The sequence below is a fragment of the Bradyrhizobium ottawaense genome (assembly GCF_002278135.3).
GTDB lineage: Bacteria > Pseudomonadota > Alphaproteobacteria > Rhizobiales > Xanthobacteraceae > Bradyrhizobium > Bradyrhizobium ottawaense.
This window is the reverse complement of sequence record NZ_CP029425.2, coordinates 5,641,377-5,662,449: the sequence shown is the minus strand read 5'-3', so window position 1 is coordinate 5,662,449 and position 21,073 is coordinate 5,641,377. Positions and strand designations below refer to the sequence as shown.

The following is a 21,073-nucleotide window of genomic DNA, read 5'->3' as shown; positions in this document are numbered from 1 at the left end:
CGATGCTGGAGATCCGCAACCTCGCAAAATCCTTTGGTGGCGTGAAGGCGACCAACGACGTCTCGCTGGATTTCCCCGACGGTTCGCTCACTGCGGTGATCGGTCCGAACGGCGCGGGCAAGAGCACCTTCTTCAATTTGATCACCGGCGCGTTGAAGCCTGACACCGGCCAGGTGCTGCTCGACGGTGTCGACCTCGCCGGCCGCTCGCCGCCGGAGATCGTCCGTCACGGCATCGGCCGCGCCTTCCAGGTGGCGAGCATCTTCAAGTCGCTGACGGTGCAGGAGACCATGTTAGCCGCCGTCAGTGCCGACCAGCGCACCTCGGCAGTGCTGCACAAGCGCTTTCCTCTGCCGGAGACGCGCGACCGCGCCGAGCACGTGATGGAGCTGCTGGGCCTTGCCGGCAAGCGCCATCGCACGGCCGCGACGCTGTCACATGGCGATCAAAAGCTGCTCGACATTGCGCTGGCGCTGGTGCTCGAACCGAAGGTGCTGCTGCTGGACGAGCCCACCGCCGGCATGGGCCCCGAGGAGCGCTGGCGCATGATCGACAAGGTGCGCGAGCTCTGGGAGACGCAAAAAATCACGGTCGTCTTCATCGAGCACGACATGGACATCGTCTTCAAGATTGCGCCAAAAATCGTCGTGCTCTGCTACGGCCGCATCCTCGCCACCGGCACGCCCGAGGAGATCCGCAACGACAGCGCCGTGATCGAAGCCTATCTCGGCACCGAACATGCAGGAGCGGCCGGATGAGCTCTGTCGTCATCGAGGTCGCCGATCTCGACGTCTATTATGGCACCAGCCAGATCCTGTTCGGTGTCGGCCTCTCGGTGCGGCAAGGCGAGACCATGGCACTCCTGGGCCGCAACGGGGCCGGCAAATCGACGACCATGAAGGCGATCATGGGGCTGGCGCCGCCGCGACGGGGCAAAGTGAGCCTGCGCGGTGCTCTGATCTCGGGCCGGAAGCCGCATCATATTGCGCGCGCCGGTCTTGGCTTCGTGCCGGAGGACCGCCAGATCTTTCCGGAGCATACGGTCGAGGACAATCTCGTCATCGGGAAGAAGAGGGGGCCGGAGGGCCAGGACGAATGGCCGATCAAGCGCATCTATGAGGTCTTCCCGCTGCTGGAACCGCTGCGCCATCGCATTGCCGGGCGTCTCTCGGGCGGCGAGCAGCAGATGCTGGCCATCGCGCGCACGCTGATGGGCAATCCTGCGCTGTTGCTGCTGGACGAGCCGAGCGAGGGGCTTGCGCCGATCATCGTGCAGCGGATCGGCGAATTGTTGCGGCAGCTTCGAAGCATCGGATCGACCGTGCTGATCGCCGAACAGAACATGCATTTCTGCCTGGGGCTCGCGAGCCACGCCACGGTCATCGACAAGGGCCAAATCGTCTATGCCGCCGGAATCGACGAGCTGAAGGCCAACGACGCCATCCGCCGGCGTTATCTGGCCCTCTGAGCCGGGCGGGCGGTGTCCGAATAGGCCCGAAGAAGAAAGCGGTTGTCCGAGGTCATTCCGGCGGAAGGAGTTTCCCCGCGGGGGACCAAAAAAGCCAATCGCTTCCATTGCTGTTTGGGGTCGAAAAGACGACATTTCAGCCACGAATTGATGGATTGGCCTGCTATGGAACGCACTGGATTTGAGCCCTTTGGCGAGCAGTTGGTATCCGCGACGGATGCCCAGCCGAAGTCGCGCGCGTCAAAGCTCCTGTTGCGGGTCGGCACCGGGGTGTTCTGGTCGCTCGTGGCCGGAATCGTGCTCGCGCGTGCAGCGTTCTTCGAACCCGGCGTTTACGACGGGTTCAGCCGTGTGGCCTCGCTCGCCAAGAGCCTAATCTTCTGAGGCCGTTTATTCCGGGTTAGGACAGAACTTCCCTCGGCCCTGATATGTCGAAAACTTATTCCCCATTGAGCTGGCGCTGCGTATAAATCTTTCTCCTCTGGGAGAGATTTGTGTCGCAGAATCAAGCATCCAGCCCGGCCGATGCCAAGCCGGCCACCGCCGCGAGCCGTATTTTCGCGCTGATTCCAGGCATCCTCCTCTGTGTCGCCGTCGCCGGTGTCTCGGCCCTGCTCGAAAGGGCGGAGCTTGGCGTTTTCGAGCATCCCTATGTCGAGGCGCTGGTGATGGCGATCCTGCTCGGGATGGCCCTGCGCAGCTTCTGGAAACCCGCGCCGCGCTGGCAGGCCGGCATCGCCTTCAGCGCAAAACAGCTCCTCGAAGTCGCGGTCATGCTGCTGGGCGCCTCGATCAGCTTCGCCGCCATCGCGGCCTCCGGCGTCGCGCTGCTGGCGTCGATCGCAGCGGTCGTGGTGATTGCGCTCTGCGTCTCCTTTGGCATCAGCCGGATGCTGGGTCTGTCGACGCGGTTGTCGATCCTGATCGCCTGCGGCAACTCGATCTGCGGCAATTCGGCGATTGCCGCCGTGGCCCCGATCATCGGCGCCAACAATGACGAGATCGCATCCTCGATCTCCTTCACAGCGATCCTTGGCGTGATGATGGTGCTCGGCCTGCCGCTGCTGATTCCGCTGTTGCAATTGTCTGCCACGCAATACGGCATCCTCGCCGGCCTCACGGTCTATGCGGTGCCGCAGGTGCTGGCCGCGACGGTCCCGGCCGGGCTCGTCTCGACACAGATCGGCACGCTCGTGAAGCTGATGCGTGTGCTGATGCTCGGGCCGGTCGTGGTCGGCCTGTCGCTCGCCGCCTCGCGCTGGCAGAGCGATGCCAAGAAGACCCATGTTGGCTTCTTCCGCCTGGTGCCCTGGTTCATCCTCGGCTTTCTGGCGCTGGCGACCTTGCGTTCCCTCGAAATCGTGCCGGGGACGGTGGTTGGTCCGGTGACCAAGATCACGAGCTTTCTCACCGTGGTGTCGATGGCGGCTCTCGGTCTCGGCGTCGACGTACGCGTGCTCGCCAATGTCGGCGGGCGGGTGACGGCCGCGGTAACGCTGTCGCTGATGCTGCTGCTCGGCATCAGCATCGCACTGGTGCATTGGTTCAAGTGAGCGGCGCGCTCTCTGGACTTCCCCCGCCAGACGTTTATTGGTTTTCGCCAATGTGATCGGCTGCGGCTGATCCGATAAACAACGAGGGCGCGGCCATGACGACATTGACGGTGAAAGACCTTCTCCCTGAGGACGGAACACGCGGCACACTCGCCGGCCGCGTCTGGCTGCCGCAGGCGAACGGTCCGGCCGTGGTCGCCGTCCGTGGCGACGGCGTGTTCGACGTCACCGCAAGATTTCCGACCATCAGCGCGCTCTGCGAAGAGGACAACCCGGCCAAGGCGCTGAGCCTGACCAAGGGCGAGCGCATCGGCGATCTCGACGCCATCGTGGCCAACACGGCGCCGGACCAGCGCGATCGCCAAAAACCTTGGCTGCTTGCGCCCGTGGACCTGCAGACGCTGAAGGCTGCCGGCGTCACTTTTGCCATCTCGATGCTGGAGCGCGTGATTGAGGAGCGCGCAAAGGGCAATCCGGCCTCGGCCGAAGCGATCCGCAAGGAAGTGACGCGGCTGATCGGCGATGATTTGTCGAAGCTCAAGCCTGGCTCCGACCAGGCGATGCATCTGAAGCAGGTGCTGATCGACCAGAACGCCTGGAGCCAATATCTCGAGGTTGGCATCGGTCCCGATGCCGAAGTGTTCACCAAGGCGCCGACCATGTCCTCGGTCGGCACCGGCATGGATGCCGGCCTGCATCCGAAATCGACCTGGAACAATCCGGAGCCGGAGCTCGTGCTGTTCGTGTCGAGCCGCGGCAAGATCGTCGGCGGCGCGCTCGGCAACGACGTCAATCTGCGCGACTTCGAAGGACGCTCGGCGCTGCTGCTGTCGAAGGCCAAGGACAACAACGCCTCCTGCGCGATAGGACCGCTGCTGCGCCTGTTCGACGACAGTTTTACGCTCGACGATGCGCGCAAGCTCGACATCAGCCTGAACGTGAAGGGGGCGGACGGCTTCGTTCTCGACGGCCATTCCTCGATCAGCAAGATCAGCCGTGATCCGACCGATCTGGTCGAGCAGACCATCGGCAAGGTGCATCAATATCCTGATGGCTTTGTGCTGTTCCTCGGCACGATGTTCGCGCCGGTCAAGGATCGCGATGCGCCGGGGCAGGGGTTCACCCACAAGCGCGACGACATCGTCACGATCGCAGCGCCCCAGCTCGGCAAGCTCGTCAACCGCATGCGCACCAGCGACGAGTGCGAGCCCTGGACCTTCGGCATCGGTGCGTTGATGAAGAACCTGGCGCAGCGGAAGCTGATTTAGCGCTTCACGTCTCGCAGCTGACCTCCCACGCGAACGTCTATGAGGCCGTCATGCCCGGGCTTGTCCCGGGCATCCACGTTCTTTGTCAGGCGAGGTAAGGCGTGGATGGCCGGGACAGGCCCGGCCATGACGGTTGTCCGTGGCTGGACTCACCTACAAACCTCCTTCATCTTCCCGTTGCATCGGGGGAACAAAATCGCGCTTGGCGTGTCTTAGAACCGCCTGCCGCCGCTCGGCGCGATTTCCTCTAAATAGTAAAATAATATGACTAGTCGGAACTCTTCTTCCGTGAAATAGTCCCTCCCGCCGCCTCGAAGGCCGGCCTGCGGGTGCCATGTTACCAATAGGCGCCCCGGATAACATCTTGGGAGACTCGCCTGATGATCCTCAAAGCCCTCTTTGCGGCCAGCGCCACGGCCGCCTTGCTGCTCGCGCTGCCCGCGAATGCCGCCGAGCTCACCATCGGCTTCTCGCAGATCGGATCGGAATCCGGCTGGCGCGCGGCCGAGACGTCGGTCTCCAAGCAGGAGGCCGCCAAGCGCAAGGTCAATCTCAAGATCGCCGACGCGCAGCAGAAGCAGGAGAACCAGATCAAGGCGATCCGCTCCTTCATCGCGCAGAACGTCGATGCGATCTTCCTCGCGCCCGTGGTCTCGACCGGCTGGGACTCGGTGCTGAAGGAGGCCAAGGAAGCCAAGATCCCGGTCGTGCTGCTCGACCGCGACATCGATCCGTCCGGCAAGGAGCTCTATCTCACCGCGGTCACCTCGGACAGCGTGCATGAGGGCGAGGTCGCCGGCGACTGGCTGGCCAAGACAGTCGGCGCCAAGGCCTGCAACATCGTCGAGCTGCAGGGCACCGTCGGCGCCAGCGTCGCCACCAACCGCAAGAAAGGCTTCGACACCGCCATCGCCAAGCACGCGAACCTGAAGGTGGTGCGCAGCCAGACCGGCGACTTCACCCGCGCCAAGGGCAAGGAGGTGATGGAAAGCTTCATCAAGGCCGAAGGCGGCGGCAAGAACATCTGCGCGGTCTACGCCCACAACGACGACATGATGGTGGGCGCGATTCAGGCGATGAAGGAAGCCGGCCTCAAGCCCGGCAAGGATATCCTCACCGTTTCGATCGACGCGGTCCCCGATATCTTCAAGGCGATGGTTGCCGGCGAAGCGAACGCCACGGTGGAGCTGACGCCGAACATGGCCGGCCCAGCACTGGATGCCGTCGCAGCCTTCAAGGGCAAGGGCACGGTTCCGCCGAAGTGGATTCAGACCGAGTCCAAGCTCTATACTGCCGCCGATGATCCGCAGAAGATCTACGACAGCAAGAAGGGCCTCGGTTACTGAGGCGGGCGCCGCGCCGGACCGCTTCCGGTGGTCCGTCGCCCCCCTTCGAAACCGCTGCACGAACGACTAGGCTGGGTGTCCGCTTCAATGGCGGGCACCCGTGGGAGCGAATTTGCCATGCAGAACAGCCCCGATCCTGCTCTGCCCCTTCTTGAGGTGCGCGGGATCAGCAAGAGCTTCGGCGCTGTGCGCGCGCTGCAGGAGGTCGACTTCACGCTGCGCGCCGGCGAGATCCATGCGTTGCTCGGCGAGAACGGCGCCGGCAAGTCCACGCTGATCAAGGTCGTCACCGGCGTATTCCCACGCGACGCCGGCATCGTCAGGATCGGCGGTGAAGAGGTCGCGCCGCGCTCGGCCAAGGCAGCGCTGGCAGCGGGCATTGCCACCGTCTACCAGGAGGTCAATCTGCTGCCGAACCTGTCGGTGGCGCAGAACCTGTTCCTCGATCGCCAGCCAATACGCTTCGGCATCGTGCGCGAGGGCGAGATGCGCCGCCGCGCCAAGGCGCTGCTTGCGGAGTTTGGCCTCGACATCGACGTCGCCGCGCCGCTCGGCAACTATTCGGTCGCCGTGCAGCACGTCACCGCGATCGCGCGCGCCGTCGATCTCTCCGCGCGGGTGTTGATCCTGGACGAGCCCACCGCGAGTCTCGACCGTCACGAGGTCGAGATCCTGTTCGGCATCATGCGCCAGCTCGCGAAACGCGGCATCGGCATCGTCTTCGTCAGTCACTTCCTCGACCAGGTCTACGAGATCTCCGATCGCATCACCGTGCTGCGCAACGGTCGCCTCGTCGGCGAGCGCGAGACCGCCTCGCTGCCGCGCCTCGAGCTGATCCGGCTGATGCTCGGCCGCGAGTTGGCCGAGACCACCAGCGCACGCGCATCAGTGGGCGAGCACAAGGTGCGCGAAATCTGCGCGAGTTTCGAGAATTACGGCAAGGCCGGCTATGTCGCGCCGTTCAATCTCGAGCTGCGCCATGGCGAGGTCGTCGGTCTCGCCGGCCTGCTCGGCTCGGGCCGGACCGAGACGGCGCGGCTGGTGTTCGGCGCCGAGCGCGCCGATGGCGGGAAGGCGAGGGTGGAAGGTGTGCCGGTGCGGCTGCAGTCGCCTCGCGACGGCGTACGCCACGGCTTCGGCTATTGCCCGGAGGAGCGCAAGACCGACGGCATCGTTGCCGAGCTCACGGTGCGCGAGAACATCGTGCTCGCGCTCCAGGCCAAACGCGGCCTGCATCGGCCGCTGTCGCGCCGCGAGCAGGACGAGATCGCGCGCCGCTACGTCAAGATGCTCGACATCCGTCCGCCCGATGCTGAGCGCCCCGTCGGCCTGTTGTCCGGCGGCAATCAGCAGAAGGTTCTGCTGGCGCGCTGGCTCGCGACCTCGCCGCGGCTTCTGGTGCTGGACGAGCCGACCCGCGGCATCGACGTCGGCGCGCATGCCGAGATCATCCGCCTGATCCGCGAGCTCTGCGACGACGGCTTGTCGCTGCTCGTGATCTCCTCCGAGCTCGATGAGATCGTGACCTATTCCGACCGCGTCGTGGTGCTGCGCGACCGCGCCCATGTCGAGGAGCTGGCGGGCGACGCGGTCGACGTCGGCAACATTCTCGCGGCCATTGCCGCCGATAGCGTCGCTGTTGCGCTTGAGGCCCACACATGACAGCGCTGTTGCCGCGCCGCGGCCTTGCCCAGATCCTCGCATTGATCGTCATCCTCGCGGTCGACCGTGTTGTGTCGCCGCAATTCTTCGACCTGCGCCTCCAGGACGGCCGTCTGTTCGGCAGCCTGATCGACGTGCTCAACCGCGGCACGCCGGTGGCGCTGCTGTCACTCGGCATGGTTCTGGTGATCGCGACGCGCGGCATCGATCTGTCGGTTGGCGCCGTCATGGCGATCGCGGGCGCGATCGCGGCGAGCCTCGCCGACACTCACAGTCTGGCCGTCGTGCTGGCGGCAGCGCTCGGCGCGGGCCTGATTTGCGGGCTGTGGAACGGCTTCCTTGTCGCGGTACTCGGCATGCAGCCGATCGTGGCGACGTTGATCCTGATGGTGGCCGGACGCGGCATCGCCCAGCTCATCACCGAGGGACGCATCGTGACGTTCTCCTCGCCGGATCTGGTCTGGCTCGGCAATGGCTCGGTGCTCGGCCTGCCGGTACCGGTCGTGATTACGCTCGGCATGCTGATCCTCACCGGCGCGGTGGTACGTGGCTCGGCGCTGGGGCTCCTGATCGAGGCGACCGGCGGCAACGCGCGGGCGAGCGAGCTTGCCGGCGTCGGCACCCGTGCGATGATCCTGTCGGTCTATGTCTGGTGCGGCGTCTGCGCCGCGCTGGCTGGCGTGATCGCGGCGGCCGACATCATGGGGGCAGACGCGAACAATGCCGGCCTCTGGCTCGAGCTCGATGCGATCCTGGCCGTGGTGATCGGCGGCACCTCGTTGTTCGGCGGCCGCTTCAGCCTCGTGCTGGCCGTACTCGGCGCGCTGATCATCCAGACCATGAACACCGGCATCCTTTTGTCCGGCTATCCGCCGGAGTTCAACCTGCTGGTCAAGGCGGTAGTGGTGCTCACGGTGCTGTTGTTGCAATCGCCGAAGCTGACCGGCTTTGCCGGCATCTCTGCGCGGCTGCGGAGGACGAAGGCATGAGAGGTCTGCCGCCCGCCCTCATTACGGCGATCGTGCTGGTCGCGGGCTTCGCAGCCTGCGCGGTGCAGTTTCCCAACATCGCCTCGACCCGCGTCGTCGGCAATCTCCTCACCGACAACGCTTTCCTCGGCATCGTCGCGGCCGGCATGACCTTCGTCATCATCTCCGGCGGCATCGATCTCTCGGTCGGCTCGGTGATCGGCTTCACCACGGTCTTCGTTGCGCTCGCGATCGAGCGCTGGGGCATGCCGCCGCTGGTTGCTTTCGTCGCCGTCCTCGCACTCTCGGCGGCCTTCGGTGCGGCGATGGGCGCGGTGATCCATGTCTTTGATTTGCCACCCTTCATCGTGACGCTCGCCGGCATGTTCCTGGCGCGCGGAGCGAGCTTCCTGCTCTCCACCGAATCCATACCGATCACCGCGCCGATCTATTCCACCGTGTCGGACTTCGCCTTGCGATTGCCGGGTGGCGGGCGATTGACGGCAATTGCGATCATCATGCTCGCGATCGTGATCGGCGGAGCCTTGCTGCTGCATCTCACCCGGTTCGGCGCCAACGTCTATGCGCTCGGCGGCAGCCGGACGACCGCGAGCCTGATGGGCGTTGCGGTCGGCAAGATGACGGTGAAGATCTACATGCTGTCGAGCCTGCTCGCAGGCATCGCCGGCATTGTCTTCTCGTTCTACACCAGCGCCGGCTATTCGCTTTCCGCCGTCGGCGTCGAGCTCGAGACCATCGCCGCCGTCGTGATCGGCGGCACGCTGCTCACGGGCGGGCAGGGCTCGGTGATCGGTACTTTCCTCGGCGTGCTGATCCAGGGCCTGATCCAGACCTACATCAATTTCGACGGCACGCTGTCGAGCTGGTGGACCAAGATCGCGACCGGTATCTTGCTGTTCGCCTTTGTTGCCTTGCAGCAGGGACTGGTCGCGCTCGCGCGCCGGCCGCTGGCGAAGAGCGCAGGAGCCGCCACATGACATCGCGCATCGTCGTCATCCCGACGCGGCGGGCTCACTCCAACCATGCGGAGGTCGCCCGCTCGATCGGCATCGACATCATCGCCGGCCGCTACGCCGAGGGTACTCGCCTGCCTGGTGATGCCGAGATGATCGCGATGTTCGGCGTGTCGCGGCCGGTGCTGCGGGAGAGCGTGAAGACCCTGGTCGCCAAGGGCCTGCTGACCACCAAGGCGCGCGTCGGCACCGTCGTACGCGAACGCGCCGCCTGGAACATGTTCGACGCCGACGTCCTGGCCTGGCATCTGGACGCCGGCATCGACAAGCGTTTCCTCAACGACCTCGCCGAGATCCGTCTCGCGGTCGAGCCGCGCGCGGCGATGCTGGCGGCCGCGCAGCGGTCGGAGGAGGACCTGGCCGAGCTTCGGCGCAGCATGGACCGCATGCGGCTCGAAGCGTCCGATTCGGTCGGCTTTGCCGATGCCGACCTCGCACTCCACGTCGCCGTGGCGCGCGCCTCCGGCAACCTGTTCATGCGCTCGATCGGTCACGTCATCGAGGCCGCGCTTCGCGCCTCGTTCCTGCTGAGTGCGCCGGTCGAATTGGAAGACCGCGACACGGTGCTGCTCTGGCACCAGAAGATCGTCGATGCCATTGCGGCCGGCGATGCGGAGGCCGCCTCTGAGGCGATGATTTTCGTCATTCATAACGGCATGCATCGCCATGAGGGCACGGTCATCGAGACCGCACCGGCCTCCGTGGAATCTGGAGAGGGATCGTGACGGAACTTCGCATCGCCATCGTCGGCTTCGGCAAGATCGCGCGTGACCAGCATGTCGGCGCAATCGCCGCCGTGCCGGGCGCGGCGCTGGCGGCCATTGCCAGCCGTAACGCCTCGCTGCCAGGACTGCCGCATTTCGCGACCATCGAGGAGCTGCTGGAAAAGGGACCGCCGATCGATGCGGTCTCGCTCTGCACACCGCCGCAGGTGCGTCGCGCGCAGGCTGCCGCGGCGCTCGCCGCCGGCAAGCATGTCATGCTGGAGAAGCCGCCGGGCATCGGTGTCGCCGAGCTCGATCCGCTTGTAGCGATGGCGGCAGAGGCAAAGCGCACCCTGTTTGCGACCTGGCATTCGCGCCATGCGCCGGCGGTCGAGCCCGCGCGGCAATGGCTCGCTGAGCGACGCATCAAGTCGGTGCACGTCAGCTGGAAGGAGGATGTTCGCGTCTGGCATCCCGGTCAGGGCTGGATCTGGGAACCAGGCGGCCTCGGCGTGTTCGATCCCGGCATCAACGCGCTGTCGATCCTGACCAAAATCCTGCCGAAGCCCGTGTTCGTCACCGCGGCCGAGTTGGCGTTTCCCGCCAATTGCCAGGCACCGATTGCGGCGAACCTGACGCTGACGGACATCGACGGCCTTGCTGTCACCGCCGAGTTCGATTTCCGCCAGACCGGACCGCAGAGCTGGGATATCCTCGTCGATACCGACCAGGGCCGGATGACTTTGTCCAGCGGTGGCGCGCGGTTGGAGGTCGACGGCAAGGTGCTTGCCGAGGCGCCCGATGAGGAATATCGCGGGCTCTACCGGCGCTTCGTCGAGCTCGCGGCGACCGGCGCAAGCGACGTCGATCTGACGCCGCTTCGCCTCGTTGCCGACGCCTTCCTGCTCGGCAGGCGCACCGTCGTCGAACCGTTTGTGGATTAGACATGGCCGCATCAAAAATCACAAAAGACATCTTCGGCACACTGCCTGACGGTCGCAAGGTCGAGCGCATCGTGCTGCGCGGCGAGGGCGACTTCGAGGCGCGCATCATCACCCACGGCGCGGTGATCCAGGCGCTGATTGCGCCGGATGTGAAGGGCGGTCATGACGACGTCGTGCTCGGCCATGACGCGTTCGCCGGCTATCTCGCGGAGCGAAAGTTCCTTGGGGCCACCGTCGGCCGCTATGCCAACCGCATTGCCAAGGGGCAGTTCTCGCTCGACGGCGAGACGGTGCAACTTCCCGTCAACAACGGGCCGAACGCGCTGCACGGCGGCCTCGATGGATTCGACCGCAAGCTCTGGCAGATTGCGGAGATCGACGACGGCGCCGAGCCCGCGGTGACGCTGACCTATGTCAGTCCGCATGGCGAGGAGAATTATCCCGGCCAGCTCGATGTCCGCCTGACCTATCGCGTCACCGGCCCGACCGAATTGTCGTTGAGCATGGAGGCGCGGACCGACCGTCCCACCATCGTCAACCTGACCAACCACAGCTTCTTCAATCTGGAAGGCGCAACGTCAGGCACGCCCATTCTCGATCACAGGCTGACGGTTGCCGCCGAACATTTCCTCGCCATCGATCCCACCGCCATTCCGCTGCCCGGACCGCCGCGCGCGGTGGCCGGCACGCCGTTCGACTTCCGGGAGCCTCGGCAGGTTGGCGAGCGCATCCGGCAGAGCGATGAGCAATTGCAGAGCGGCAGGGGTTACGACCACACCTACTGCCTCGCGCGCGACGGCAAGCTCGCACTTGCTGCCCGGCTGGAGGCACCGCGCTCGGGGCGCGTCATGGAGCTGTTCACCGATCAGCCCGGCGTTCAGGTTTATTCCGGCAACTATCTCGATGGCACGATTTCGGGGAAGGGCGGCAAGCTGATCCGGCAATCGGATGCCATGTGCCTGGAGCCGCACATCTGGCCTGACGCGCCGAACCGGCCGGATTTTCCGAGCCCGCGCCTCGATCCCGGCGGAGCCTATCGGCACCACACGGTCTATCGCTTCGGTGTGAGGACGTCATGATGGAACAGGTGCCGACATCAGTTCTCTCGGACGATCCCTGCCATCTCGGCGAGGGCCCGACCTATGACGTGACCACCGATACGGCGTGGTGGTTCGACATCCGCGAAGGACGGCTGTTCGAGGCGCAACTCGGCAGCGGCAGCATCCGCGTCCATGCGCTCGGCCGGATGGCGAGCGCGCTCGGGCGCATCGATGCCGAGCGCCAGTTGATCGTCGCCGAGGACGGTCTGTATATCCGCAAGCTTGCCGACGGCGCCATGACGCTGTTCTGTCCGCTCGAGGCGGACAATCCTGCCACGCGCTCCAATGATTGCCGTGTGCACCAGTCCGGCACGTTCTGGATCGGCACCATGGGCAAGAAGGCCGAGCCGAAGGCGGGGGCGATCTACGCGCTCCATCGCGGCAAGATCTCGACGCTGTTTCCCGGCATCAGCATTCCCAACTCGATTTGCTTCTCGCCGGATGGCGCCATTGGCTATTTCACCGACACTGCGCGTGCCGTGCTCTATGCAGTCCCGCTCAATCCCGCGACCGGCCTGCCGCGCGGCGAGCCGGAGGTGCTGCTGCGCCACACCGGCATCGGCGGCCTCGATGGCTCGGTGTGCGATGCCGACGGAAAGATCTGGAATGCCTGCTGGGGCGCGAGCCGTATCGATGTCTATTCTCCGCAAGGCGAGCCTCTGCGCTCACTGAGCGTGCCGGCGAAGCAGGCGAGCTCTCCGGCTTTCGTCGGTTCCGATCTGTCGCGCCTCCTTGTCACGTCAGCGTGGCAGGATATGGACGCGGCAGCGCGCGCCGCCGATCCGCAAGCCGGTTGCACGTTTCTATTGGAGGCATCCGCGCGCGGTCGCGCGGAGCCCGACGTCAAGCTCGCATAGGAGACCGGAGGCAGCCCACGACGACGTTCTCGACGAAATAAAGAAACAGTCTGACACCCAAGGGAGTAAAACATGCTGAAACTGAAGACGACATTCCTCGCACTGGCGCTGGCCGGCGCTGCGACGATGGCCACAGGCCTCACCGCCTCCGCCCAAGACAAGGCGACCGTCGGCATCGCGATGCCGACCAAATCGTCGGCGCGCTGGATCGACGACGGCAACAACATGGTCAAGGTGCTGAAGGAGCGCGGCTACAACACCGACTTGCAATATGCCGAGGATGATATCCCGAACCAGCTCTCGCAGGTCGAGAACATGGTGACCAAGGGCGCGAAAGCCCTGGTGATCGCCGCGATCGACGGCACCACGCTGTCCGACGTGCTCAAGCAGGCCAAGGCCAAAGGCATCACCGTGATCGCCTATGACCGCCTGATCCGCGGCACGCCGAACGTCGACTATTACGCGACCTTCGACAATTTCCAGGTCGGCGTGCTCCAGGCGCAGTCGATCGAGCAGGGGCTCGGGCTGAAGGACGGCAAGGGCCCGTTCAACATCGAGCTGTTCGGCGGCTCGCCCGACGACAACAACGCCTACTTCTTCTACAACGGGGCGATGAGCGTGCTGAAGCCCTATATCGACAGCGGCAAGCTCGTCGTCGCCTCGGGCCAGATGGGCATGGACAAGGTCGCGACGCTCCGCTGGGACGGCGCCACTGCCCAGGCCCGCATGGACAATCTGCTCAGCGCCTACTACGGCAACAAGAAGATCAACGCCGTGCTCTCGCCCTATGACGGCATCTCGATCGGCATCATCTCCTCGCTGAAGGGCGTCGGCTACGGCAGCGCCGATCAGCCGATGCCGATCATTTCGGGGCAGGACGCCGAGGTGCCCTCGATCAAGGCGATGCTGCGCGGCGACCAGTACTCGACCATCTTCAAGGACACCCGCGACCTCGCCAAGGTGACCGCCGACATGGTCGACGCCGCGCTGGCCGGCAAGCAGGTCGCGGTCAACGACACCAAGACCTACGAGAACGGTGTCAAGACCGTGCCGTCCTACCTGCTCAAGCCGGTCGTGGTCTACAAGGACAATTGGGAGAAGGTGCTGGTTGAGAGCGGCTACTACAAGAAGTCGCAGTTCCAGTAGAGTTCTCGTGCCGTCGTTCCGGGGCGCCCGAAGGGCGACCCCGGAGCCTCGAGATTCCGGGTTCGATGCTTCGCATCGCCCCGGAATGACGGCGGAGGGATTCACGAAAGTTTCCAAGGACACGACGCCATGACCGCCATGCTGGAGATGCGCAACGTCAGCAAGAGCTTTGCCGGCGTGCAGGCGCTGCGCGACGTCAACTTCTCGGTTCACGCCGGGCAAATCCACGCGCTCGTCGGCGAGAACGGCGCCGGAAAGTCGACGCTGATGAAGGTGCTCAGCGGGGTCTACCCGCATGGCAGCTACGAGGGCACCATCGTCTTCGACGGTGAGGAGCGGCGCTTCCGCGACATCAACGATTCCGAGGCGCTCGGCATCATCATCATCCACCAGGAGCTGGCGCTGATCCCGCTGATGTCGATCGCCGAGAACATCTTCCTGTCGCATCCGCCGTCGAAGCTCGGCGTCATCGACCGCGACAAGGTCTACCGTCGTACACGTGATCTGCTGGCACAGGTCGGCCTGAAGGAATCCCCGGACACCCTGATCACCGATCTCGGCGTCGGCAAGCAGCAGCTTGTCGAGATCGCGAAGGCGCTGTCCAAGCGGGTGCGGATGCTGATCCTGGACGAGCCGACCGCGAGCCTCAACGAGGCCGACAGCGCCGCGCTGCTCGAACGCCTGATGGCGTTCCGCGAGCAGGGCATCGGCTCGATCCTGATCTCGCACAAGCTCAACGAGGTCGCCAAGGTCGCCGACCACATCACCGTGCTCCGCGACGGCCGCACCGTCGACAGCATCGATTGTCGCGCCGAGCCGATCCAGGAAGACCGCATCATCCGCAGCATGGTCAATCGCGACATGGCTCACCGTTTCCCGGAGCGCAGCGTGAAGATCGGCGAGCCTGTGCTCGACGTCGCGAACTGGTCGGTCTATCACCCCATCCATCCCGAGCGGCAGGTGATCAAGAACGTCCGTTTCGGCGTCAGGCGCGGCGAGGTCGTCGGCATTGCTGGACTGATGGGCGCCGGCCGCACTGAATTCGCCATGAGCCTGTTCGGCCGTTCCTGGGGCACCAATATCAGCGGCAGCATCCGGCTCGAAGGCAGAGACATGGTGCTGCCGAGCGTCGCGGCGGCGATCGACGCCGGCCTTGCCTACGTCACCGAGGACCGCAAGCAGCTCGGCCTGATCCTGGCCGACGACGTCCGCAAGAACATCACGCTCGCCAGCCTCGATCAGGTCGCACCTAAACGCGTGATCGACGACATCGCCGAGCTGAAGATCGCCAGCGACTATCGCACCCGCATGCGCATCCGCTGCTCCGACGTCTACCAGGAGACCGGCCAGCTCTCCGGCGGCAACCAGCAGAAGGTTGTGCTGTCGAAATGGCTGATGACCGACCCAAAGGTGCTGATCCTGGACGAGCCGACAAGGGGCATCGACGTCGGTGCCAAATACGAGATTTACTGTATCATCAACGAGCTGGCGGAAGCCGGCCGCGGCGTCGTGGTGATCTCCTCGGAGATGCCCGAGCTGCTCGGCATCTGCGACCGGATTTGCGTCATGAACGACGGCGCCTTCGTCGGCGAGTTCAAGGGTGCGGACGCGACGCAGGAAAAGATCATGCGCGCCATCATGCGCAACGAACGAAACATTGGGAACGCCGCGCCCGCGGCCGCGGAAATGGGAGGAATGCAGCCATGACCGACAAGACGGTATCGCTGCCCGAGGAGCGCCGGCACGGCAGCTTCATCAAGAACAATTTGCGCAACTACGGCATGTTGATGTCGTTGATCGCGATCATGCTGTTCTTCCAGGTCATGACCGGCGGCACGCTGCTGCAGCCGCTCAATCTGACCAACCTGGTGCTGCAGAACAGCTACATCGTCATCATGGCGCTCGGCATGCTGCTGGTCATCGTCACCGGCCATATCGACCTGTCGGTCGGCTCGGTCGCCGGCTTCGTCGGCGCGGTGGCCGCCGTGCTGATGGTGACCTACAAGATCGACTACACGCTCGCCTTCATCGCCTGCCTGTTGCTGGGGGCGGCGATCGGCGCGGCGCAGGGCTATTGGGTGGCCTTCTTTGGCATTCCATCCTTCATCGTGACCCTGGCGGGCATGCTGGTGTTCAAGGGCCTCGCGCTCGCGGTGCTGCAGGGGCAGTCGCTCGGCCCGTTCCCGGCGACCTTCCAGAAGCTGTCGTCGGGCTTCATTCCGGAACTGCTGCCCGAAGCCGGCACGCTGCATCCGACCTCCATGCTGATCGGTGCCGTGCTCGCGCTCGGGCTCGTCTATGCCAGTGCCAAGGGCCGTTCGCGCGAGCAATCGCATGGCATCGAGGTCGAGCCCTACGCGTTCTTCCTGGGGAAGAGCGTTCTGCTCGCCTGCGCCGTGCTCTATTTCACCTATCTGATCGCCTCGCATCGCGGCCTGCCGAACGTGCTGGTCATCATGACCGCGTTGATCGCGCTCTATGGCTTCGTCACCCGGCGCACCGTGATCGGCCGGCAAGTCTACGCGGTCGGCGGCAATGCGAAGGCGGCAAAACTGTCGGGCGTCAAGACCGAACGGCTGACCTTCCTCACCTTCGTCAACATGGGCGTGCTGGCCGCGCTCGCCGGCCTCGTCTTCGCCGCGCGCCTCAACACCGCGACGCCGAAGGCGGGATTGGGTTTCGAGCTCGACGTCATCGCCGCCTGCTTCATCGGCGGCGCCTCGGCCTATGGCGGGGTCGGGCGCGTCGGCGGCGCCGTGGTCGGCGCCATGATCATGGGCGTGATGAACAACGGCATGTCCATCCTCGGCATCGGCATCGACTACCAGCAGGTGATCAAGGGCCTGGTGCTGCTCGGGGCGGTGTGTATCGACGTGTATAACCAGCGGCGGTAGCCGCAACGGCGATGCCGTAGGGTGGGCAAAGGCGCAACGCGCCGTGCCCACCATTCGTCTCCGATCAAGGGAAGTGGTGGGCACGCGTCCGCCTGCGGCGGTCGCTTTGCCCACCCTACGGCGCTACGGCAGCGGTGATTGCGTCGTGAACAGGACCGTCGCGATCGCGACGGAGAGGGTCACCGCCGATACGGTCGCCACGGTCGACAGCACCCCCATTCGCCGCAGCGCGATGGCGAACACGATGATGATGGGGGTCGCGGTTATCAGCCCGATTTGTGCATCGCTCATTGCATCGCTCGCCATTTTGCGGAACCGCCGGATGCATCCACCCTATGACGGTGAGGCGGGCGGGAGGTTGCGATAGCGCAAACCCGCCTCTGGCCGGTTGCACTATTTGTCCGGACAAAGTTGGAATCGCGCCGGGGGGATATCTGTTCGGCGTCTTGATGCGGAAGCCAGATGTCGGCAACGGATTGCGAACAACAGGGAACCGGTTGGGGAATCCTGGAAGATCTTCCCGGTGATCCCATGATCTGGGTGCTGATCTTCAGCGAACTCGCCGCCTTCGGCCTGTTCCTTGGCGCTTTCGTCATCGCGCGCGCGCTTCACCCGGCGGTCTTCGCGGCCGGTCAGGCCAGTCTCGATGCGCAGCTGGCCGGAATCAACACCATCGTGCTCGTGACCAGCGGCTGGGCTGCCGCGCGCGGGGCGGCTGCTGCACGGGCGGGCGAAAGCCGGCGTGCGCGCGGCTGGCTGTTCGGCGCCATGGCGCTTGGCGTCGTCTTCATCGCGGTCAAGCTGTTCGAATATGCCGGCGAGATCGCGTTAGGAAACGGCTTGGAGACCAGCCCGTTCTTCACGCTGTACTTCCTCCTCACCGGCTTCCATCTCCTGCATGTCGGCCTCGGCATCGTGATTCTGGCCGTAGTGTCCCGGGGTGCCCGAGCGGCGGGCGTCGAGACCGGAACGGCTTTCTGGCACATGGTCGACCTGCTCTGGATCGTCATGTTTCCCATCATCTATCTGGTGCACCCGTGATTCCGGATCGTCTCGACATCACCTGGATCGTGTTGATCGGCCTTGCGCTCGCGACCATTCTGGTCCCGCCGCTGGTGTCGCGTGCCTTGTTCGCCAATGCCCTGCTGCTGACGTTCGCCGCCCTCAAGGGTCGCCGTATCGTGCTCGATTTCCTCGATCTTCGCTCAGCGCCGGCGCTTTGGCGCGGCAGCGTCAGCGCCTGGGTCTTCATCGTGGTGCTGTTTGCCTGGCTCGCATCGGCCGTCGTTGCCTTGATCTGACTGGCGCTTGCGCATCGTCGCGCTGCTTGCGCTTCGTCAAAGAGTGCCCCCTGGCAATCGGCAATAAAGCGCAGGATCGCATCTTCCTCAGGAATCAAACGGAAAGGATTGGCAATGGCTGAACGCCTGACCAAGTCGGCCGCTCGAAATGTCTTCTACGGCGGTTCGGCCTTCTTCTTCGCCATTTTCATAGGGCTGACGGCGCACAGCCATTACTACATGGCCACGACCTCGACCGACGCGAAGACGCTGACGTCGTCGGTCGCCCGCGGCAAGCATGTGTGGGAGAAGAACTCCTGCATCAACTGCCACACGCTGCTGGGCGAGGGCGCCTATTTCGCCCCAGAGGTCGGCAACGTCTGGGATCGCTGGGGCGGCAACGAGGATCCGGCCGCCGCGCGCGAGACGCTGAAGGCCTGGATGCAATCGCAGCCCTCGGGCGCGGAGGGCCGGCGGCAGATGCCGCAGTTCAACCTGACCGACCAGGAACTCAACGATCTCGCTGACTTCCTGCAATGGACCAGCACGATCAAGCGTCAGAGCTGGCCGCCGAACAAGGCGGGCTGAGCACAGCTTTCCTCTTTCAAGATAGAGAGAACCCGAAATGAAGTACCAAACCCAGAAAGTCGCGATGCTGTATTTCTACGGCGCGCTGACCCTCTTCCTGGCCCAGGTCGTGTTCGGCCTGCTCGCCGGGACCATCTACGTCCTACCCAATACGCTGTCGACGCTGCTGCCGTTCAACATCGTCAGGATGATCCACACCAACGCGCTGATCGTGTGGTCGCTGATCGGCTTCATGGGCGCGACCTACTATCTGCTCCCGGAAGAGACCGAGAATGAGCTCTATAGCCCGCTGCTGGCGAAGATCCAGTTCTGGATGTTCTTCGGCGCAGCCGGCGTCGCCGTGGTCGGCTATCTCTTCCACTACCACGAGGGCCGTGAGTTCCTCGAACAGCCCTTCATCATCAAGGTCGGCATCGTCGTCGTCTGCCTGATGTTCCTGTTCAACGTCACGATGACGGCGCTGAAGGGCCGCAAGACCACGGTCACCAACATCCTGTTGTTCGGCTTGTGGGGCGTTGCGATCTTCTTCCTGTTCGCCTTCTACAACCCGGCGAACCTTGCCGTCGACAAGATGTACTGGTGGTACGTCGTCCATCTCTGGGTCGAGGGCGTCTGGGAGCTGATCATGGCCTCCGTGCTCGCCTATCTCATGATCAAGCTTAACGGCATCGATCGTGAGGTCGTCGAGAAGTGGCTCTACGTCATCATCGGCCTTGCCCTGTTCTCCGGCATTCTCGGCACCGGCCATCACTTCTACTGGATCGGCGCGCCCGGTTACTGGCAGTGGATCGGCTCGCTGTTCTCCACGCTCGAAGTCGCGCCGTTCTTCACCATGGTGATCTTCACCGTGCAGATGACCTGGAAGGCCGGCCGCAAGCATCCGAACCGTGCTGCGCTGTTGTGGTCGGTCGGCTGCTCGGTGATGGCGTTCCTAGGGGCCGGCGTCTGGGGCTTCCTGCACACGCTGTCCTCGGTGAACTACTACACCCACGGCACCCAGGTCACCGCCGCGCACGGCCATCTCGCCTTCTTCGGCGCCTATGTGATGCTGAACCTGTCGGTGATGGCCTATGCGATCCCGCAGATCAAGGGACGCGCGCCCTATAACCAATGGCTCTCCATGACGAGCTTCTGGATCATGTGCACAGCCATGATGACCATGACCTTCGCGCTGACCTTCGCCGGCGTGGTCCAGGTCCATCTCCAGCGCGTGCTCGGCCAGGGCTACATGGACGTGCAGGACCAGCTCGCGATGTTCTACTGGGTCCGGCTCGGCTCCGGCGTGTTCGTCGCGATCTCCGCGCTGATGTTCGTGTGGGCCGTGCTGGTGCCGGGCCGCGAGAAGCAGGCGATCATTCCCGCCGTGCTGCAGCCGGCCGAGTAAACGAGAAAGGGCGGCCGCGGTTCGCCGCGGCCGCCTGCTTCCTGAAAAATCCGGAGAGACATCATGAAAGCTGCCCTTCACACGGTAACCTCGGCGCCCGAGCTGCCGGCCTATGTTCCATCCGGAAACGAATGCGAGCTTTTCGAGCATGCCTGGCGGCGTCGTCTGCCGGTTCTGCTCAAGGGGCCGACCGGCTGCGGCAAGACCCGCTTCGTCGCGCATATGGCGGCGCGGTTGGGCCTGCCGCTTCACACGGTTGCCTGTCACGACGATCTCACCGCCGCCGATCTCACCGGCCGCTATTTGCTCAGGGGCGGGGACACCGTGTGGACCGATGGTCCGCTGACGCGCGCCGTGCGCGAGGGCGGCATCTGCTATCTCGACGAGGTCGTGGAAGCCCGCAAGGACGTCACAGTCGTGCTGCATCCCCTGACCGACGACCGCCGTATCCTGCCCCTGGAGCGGACCGGCGAGGAGCTGGTGGCGCCGAACAGCTTCATGCTCGTGGTCTCTTACAACCCCGGCTACCAGACGCTGCTGAAGGCGCTGAAGCCATCGACGCGGCAGCGCTTCATCGCCATCGAATTCGGCTTCCTGCCGCCTGAGCAGGAGATCGCCGTCGTGTCCGCCGAAAGCGGACTGTCGCCGGAGCGCGTGCGGCCGCTGGTGGGGCTGGCTGGCCGGCTGCGCGCGCTCAAGGGCCACGATCTGGAAGAGGGTGTCTCGACCCGGCTCGTGGTCTATTGCGCGACCCTGATTGCCGCGGGCACGCCGATTGCCGATGCCGTGCTGGCCGGCATGATCGAACCGCTGACCGACGATTCCGACGTGAAGGCTGCCCTGCTGGACGTCGCACGCGCCGTCATCGGGTGAGGCC

At 64.6% G+C, this 21,073-nt stretch carries 22 protein-coding genes; 21 read left to right on the top strand and 1 reads right to left on the bottom strand.

All coding sequences use genetic code 11. The features are described from left to right. Positions 1-2 precede the first annotated feature (2 nt). The 16 genes from CIT37_RS26995 (at position 3) to mmsB (ending at position 16,944) form a co-directional block, all read left to right on the top strand. The gene (locus CIT37_RS26995; protein WP_038947140.1) at positions 3-758 is read left to right on the top strand and encodes an ABC transporter ATP-binding protein; all 756 of its coding nucleotides are present in this window, start codon (positions 3-5) and stop codon (positions 756-758) included. Beyond that, positions 755-1,468, top strand: a complete 714-nt coding sequence (locus CIT37_RS26990; RefSeq protein ID WP_038970575.1) for an ABC transporter ATP-binding protein — start codon at positions 755-757, stop codon at positions 1,466-1,468. The genes CIT37_RS26995 and CIT37_RS26990 overlap by 4 nt, the downstream gene beginning before the upstream one ends. A 42-nt stretch (positions 1,469-1,510) precedes the next feature. Continuing rightward, complete coding sequence (locus CIT37_RS26985) at positions 1,511-1,852, top strand: hypothetical protein (protein WP_240536282.1); 342 nt, start codon at positions 1,511-1,513, stop codon at positions 1,850-1,852. A gap of 110 nt (positions 1,853-1,962) precedes the next feature. Further along, a complete protein-coding gene (locus CIT37_RS26980; RefSeq protein ID WP_038947144.1) occupies positions 1,963-3,021 on the top strand; it encodes a YeiH family protein in 1,059 nt (352 codons plus the stop codon). Between the two features lie 95 nt (positions 3,022-3,116). Further along, positions 3,117-4,289, top strand: coding sequence for a fumarylacetoacetate hydrolase family protein (locus CIT37_RS26975; RefSeq protein ID WP_028142391.1), 1,173 nt, complete (start codon positions 3,117-3,119; stop codon positions 4,287-4,289). A 380-nt stretch (positions 4,290-4,669) separates the two neighbouring features. Continuing rightward, positions 4,670-5,635, top strand: a complete 966-nt coding sequence (gene ytfQ, locus CIT37_RS26970) for a galactofuranose ABC transporter, galactofuranose-binding protein YtfQ (RefSeq protein WP_018315902.1) — start codon at positions 4,670-4,672, stop codon at positions 5,633-5,635. A 117-nt stretch (positions 5,636-5,752) separates the two neighbouring features. Next, on the top strand, positions 5,753-7,297 hold the full coding sequence (locus CIT37_RS26965; RefSeq protein ID WP_095426488.1) for a sugar ABC transporter ATP-binding protein: 1,545 nt from the start codon (positions 5,753-5,755) through the stop codon (positions 7,295-7,297). Next, complete coding sequence (locus tag CIT37_RS26960) at positions 7,294-8,286, top strand: ABC transporter permease (protein ID WP_028142393.1); 993 nt, start codon at positions 7,294-7,296, stop codon at positions 8,284-8,286. Before CIT37_RS26965 ends, CIT37_RS26960 begins: the two co-directional genes overlap by 4 nt. Next, positions 8,283-9,263: a galactofuranose ABC transporter, permease protein YjfF gene (gene yjfF / locus CIT37_RS26955; protein WP_095426489.1), complete on the top strand. Its 981-nt coding sequence runs from the start codon at positions 8,283-8,285 to the stop codon at positions 9,261-9,263. Before CIT37_RS26960 ends, yjfF begins: the two co-directional genes overlap by 4 nt. Further along, positions 9,260-10,024 carry a FadR/GntR family transcriptional regulator gene (locus tag CIT37_RS26950; protein WP_038947151.1) on the top strand — a complete coding sequence of 255 codons (765 nt, stop codon included), beginning with the start codon at positions 9,260-9,262 and terminating at the stop codon, positions 10,022-10,024. Before yjfF ends, CIT37_RS26950 begins: the two co-directional genes overlap by 4 nt. Continuing rightward, positions 10,021-10,947 carry a Gfo/Idh/MocA family protein gene (locus CIT37_RS26945; protein WP_028142396.1) on the top strand — a complete coding sequence of 309 codons (927 nt, stop codon included), beginning with the start codon at positions 10,021-10,023 and terminating at the stop codon, positions 10,945-10,947. Before CIT37_RS26950 ends, CIT37_RS26945 begins: the two co-directional genes overlap by 4 nt. Before the next feature lie 2 nt (positions 10,948-10,949). Next, entirely contained in the window at positions 10,950-12,026 is a 1,077-nt protein-coding gene (locus CIT37_RS26940; protein WP_095426490.1) for an aldose epimerase family protein, read from the top strand. Next, on the top strand, positions 12,026-12,904 hold the full coding sequence (locus tag CIT37_RS26935) for an SMP-30/gluconolactonase/LRE family protein (protein ID WP_161966555.1): 879 nt from the start codon (positions 12,026-12,028) through the stop codon (positions 12,902-12,904). The genes CIT37_RS26940 and CIT37_RS26935 overlap by 1 nt, the downstream gene beginning before the upstream one ends. Positions 12,905-12,976: 72 nt before the next feature. Continuing rightward, entirely contained in the window at positions 12,977-14,050 is a 1,074-nt protein-coding gene (gene chvE, locus CIT37_RS26930) for a multiple monosaccharide ABC transporter substrate-binding protein (protein WP_038970571.1), read from the top strand. 129 nt (positions 14,051-14,179) lie between these two features. Next, positions 14,180-15,757: a multiple monosaccharide ABC transporter ATP-binding protein gene (mmsA, locus tag CIT37_RS26925; protein WP_095426492.1), complete on the top strand. Its 1,578-nt coding sequence runs from the start codon at positions 14,180-14,182 to the stop codon at positions 15,755-15,757. Then, entirely contained in the window at positions 15,754-16,944 is a 1,191-nt protein-coding gene (mmsB, locus tag CIT37_RS26920; RefSeq protein ID WP_095426493.1) for a multiple monosaccharide ABC transporter permease, read from the top strand. The genes mmsA and mmsB overlap by 4 nt, the downstream gene beginning before the upstream one ends. A 123-nt stretch (positions 16,945-17,067) precedes the next feature. On the opposite strand, the gene CIT37_RS26915 is transcribed toward mmsB, so the two are convergent. Then, positions 17,068-17,235, bottom strand: a complete 168-nt coding sequence (locus CIT37_RS26915) for a hypothetical protein (RefSeq protein ID WP_085967637.1) — start codon at positions 17,233-17,235, stop codon at positions 17,068-17,070. A gap of 171 nt (positions 17,236-17,406) precedes the next feature. On the opposite strand from CIT37_RS26915, the gene CIT37_RS26910 reads away from it, so the two are divergent. From CIT37_RS26910 to CIT37_RS26890, 5 genes are all read left to right on the top strand, one after another. Beyond that, positions 17,407-17,985 (top strand): cytochrome c oxidase subunit 3 family protein, encoded by a 579-nt coding sequence (locus CIT37_RS26910; protein WP_028142401.1) that lies wholly within the window; start codon positions 17,407-17,409, stop codon positions 17,983-17,985. Continuing rightward, positions 17,985-18,245: a cytochrome C oxidase subunit IV family protein gene (locus CIT37_RS26905; RefSeq protein ID WP_167456596.1), complete on the top strand. Its 261-nt coding sequence runs from the start codon at positions 17,985-17,987 to the stop codon at positions 18,243-18,245. Before CIT37_RS26910 ends, CIT37_RS26905 begins: the two co-directional genes overlap by 1 nt. A 114-nt stretch (positions 18,246-18,359) precedes the next feature. Next, positions 18,360-18,812 (top strand): c-type cytochrome, encoded by a 453-nt coding sequence (locus CIT37_RS26900; RefSeq protein WP_018315916.1) that lies wholly within the window; start codon positions 18,360-18,362, stop codon positions 18,810-18,812. A gap of 37 nt (positions 18,813-18,849) precedes the next feature. Beyond that, positions 18,850-20,196: a cbb3-type cytochrome c oxidase subunit I gene (locus CIT37_RS26895; protein WP_038970565.1), complete on the top strand. Its 1,347-nt coding sequence runs from the start codon at positions 18,850-18,852 to the stop codon at positions 20,194-20,196. Between the two features lie 63 nt (positions 20,197-20,259). Further along, positions 20,260-21,069 carry a CbbQ/NirQ/NorQ/GpvN family protein gene (locus CIT37_RS26890; protein WP_095426495.1) on the top strand — a complete coding sequence of 270 codons (810 nt, stop codon included), beginning with the start codon at positions 20,260-20,262 and terminating at the stop codon, positions 21,067-21,069. Positions 21,070-21,073: the final 4 nt, after the last annotated feature.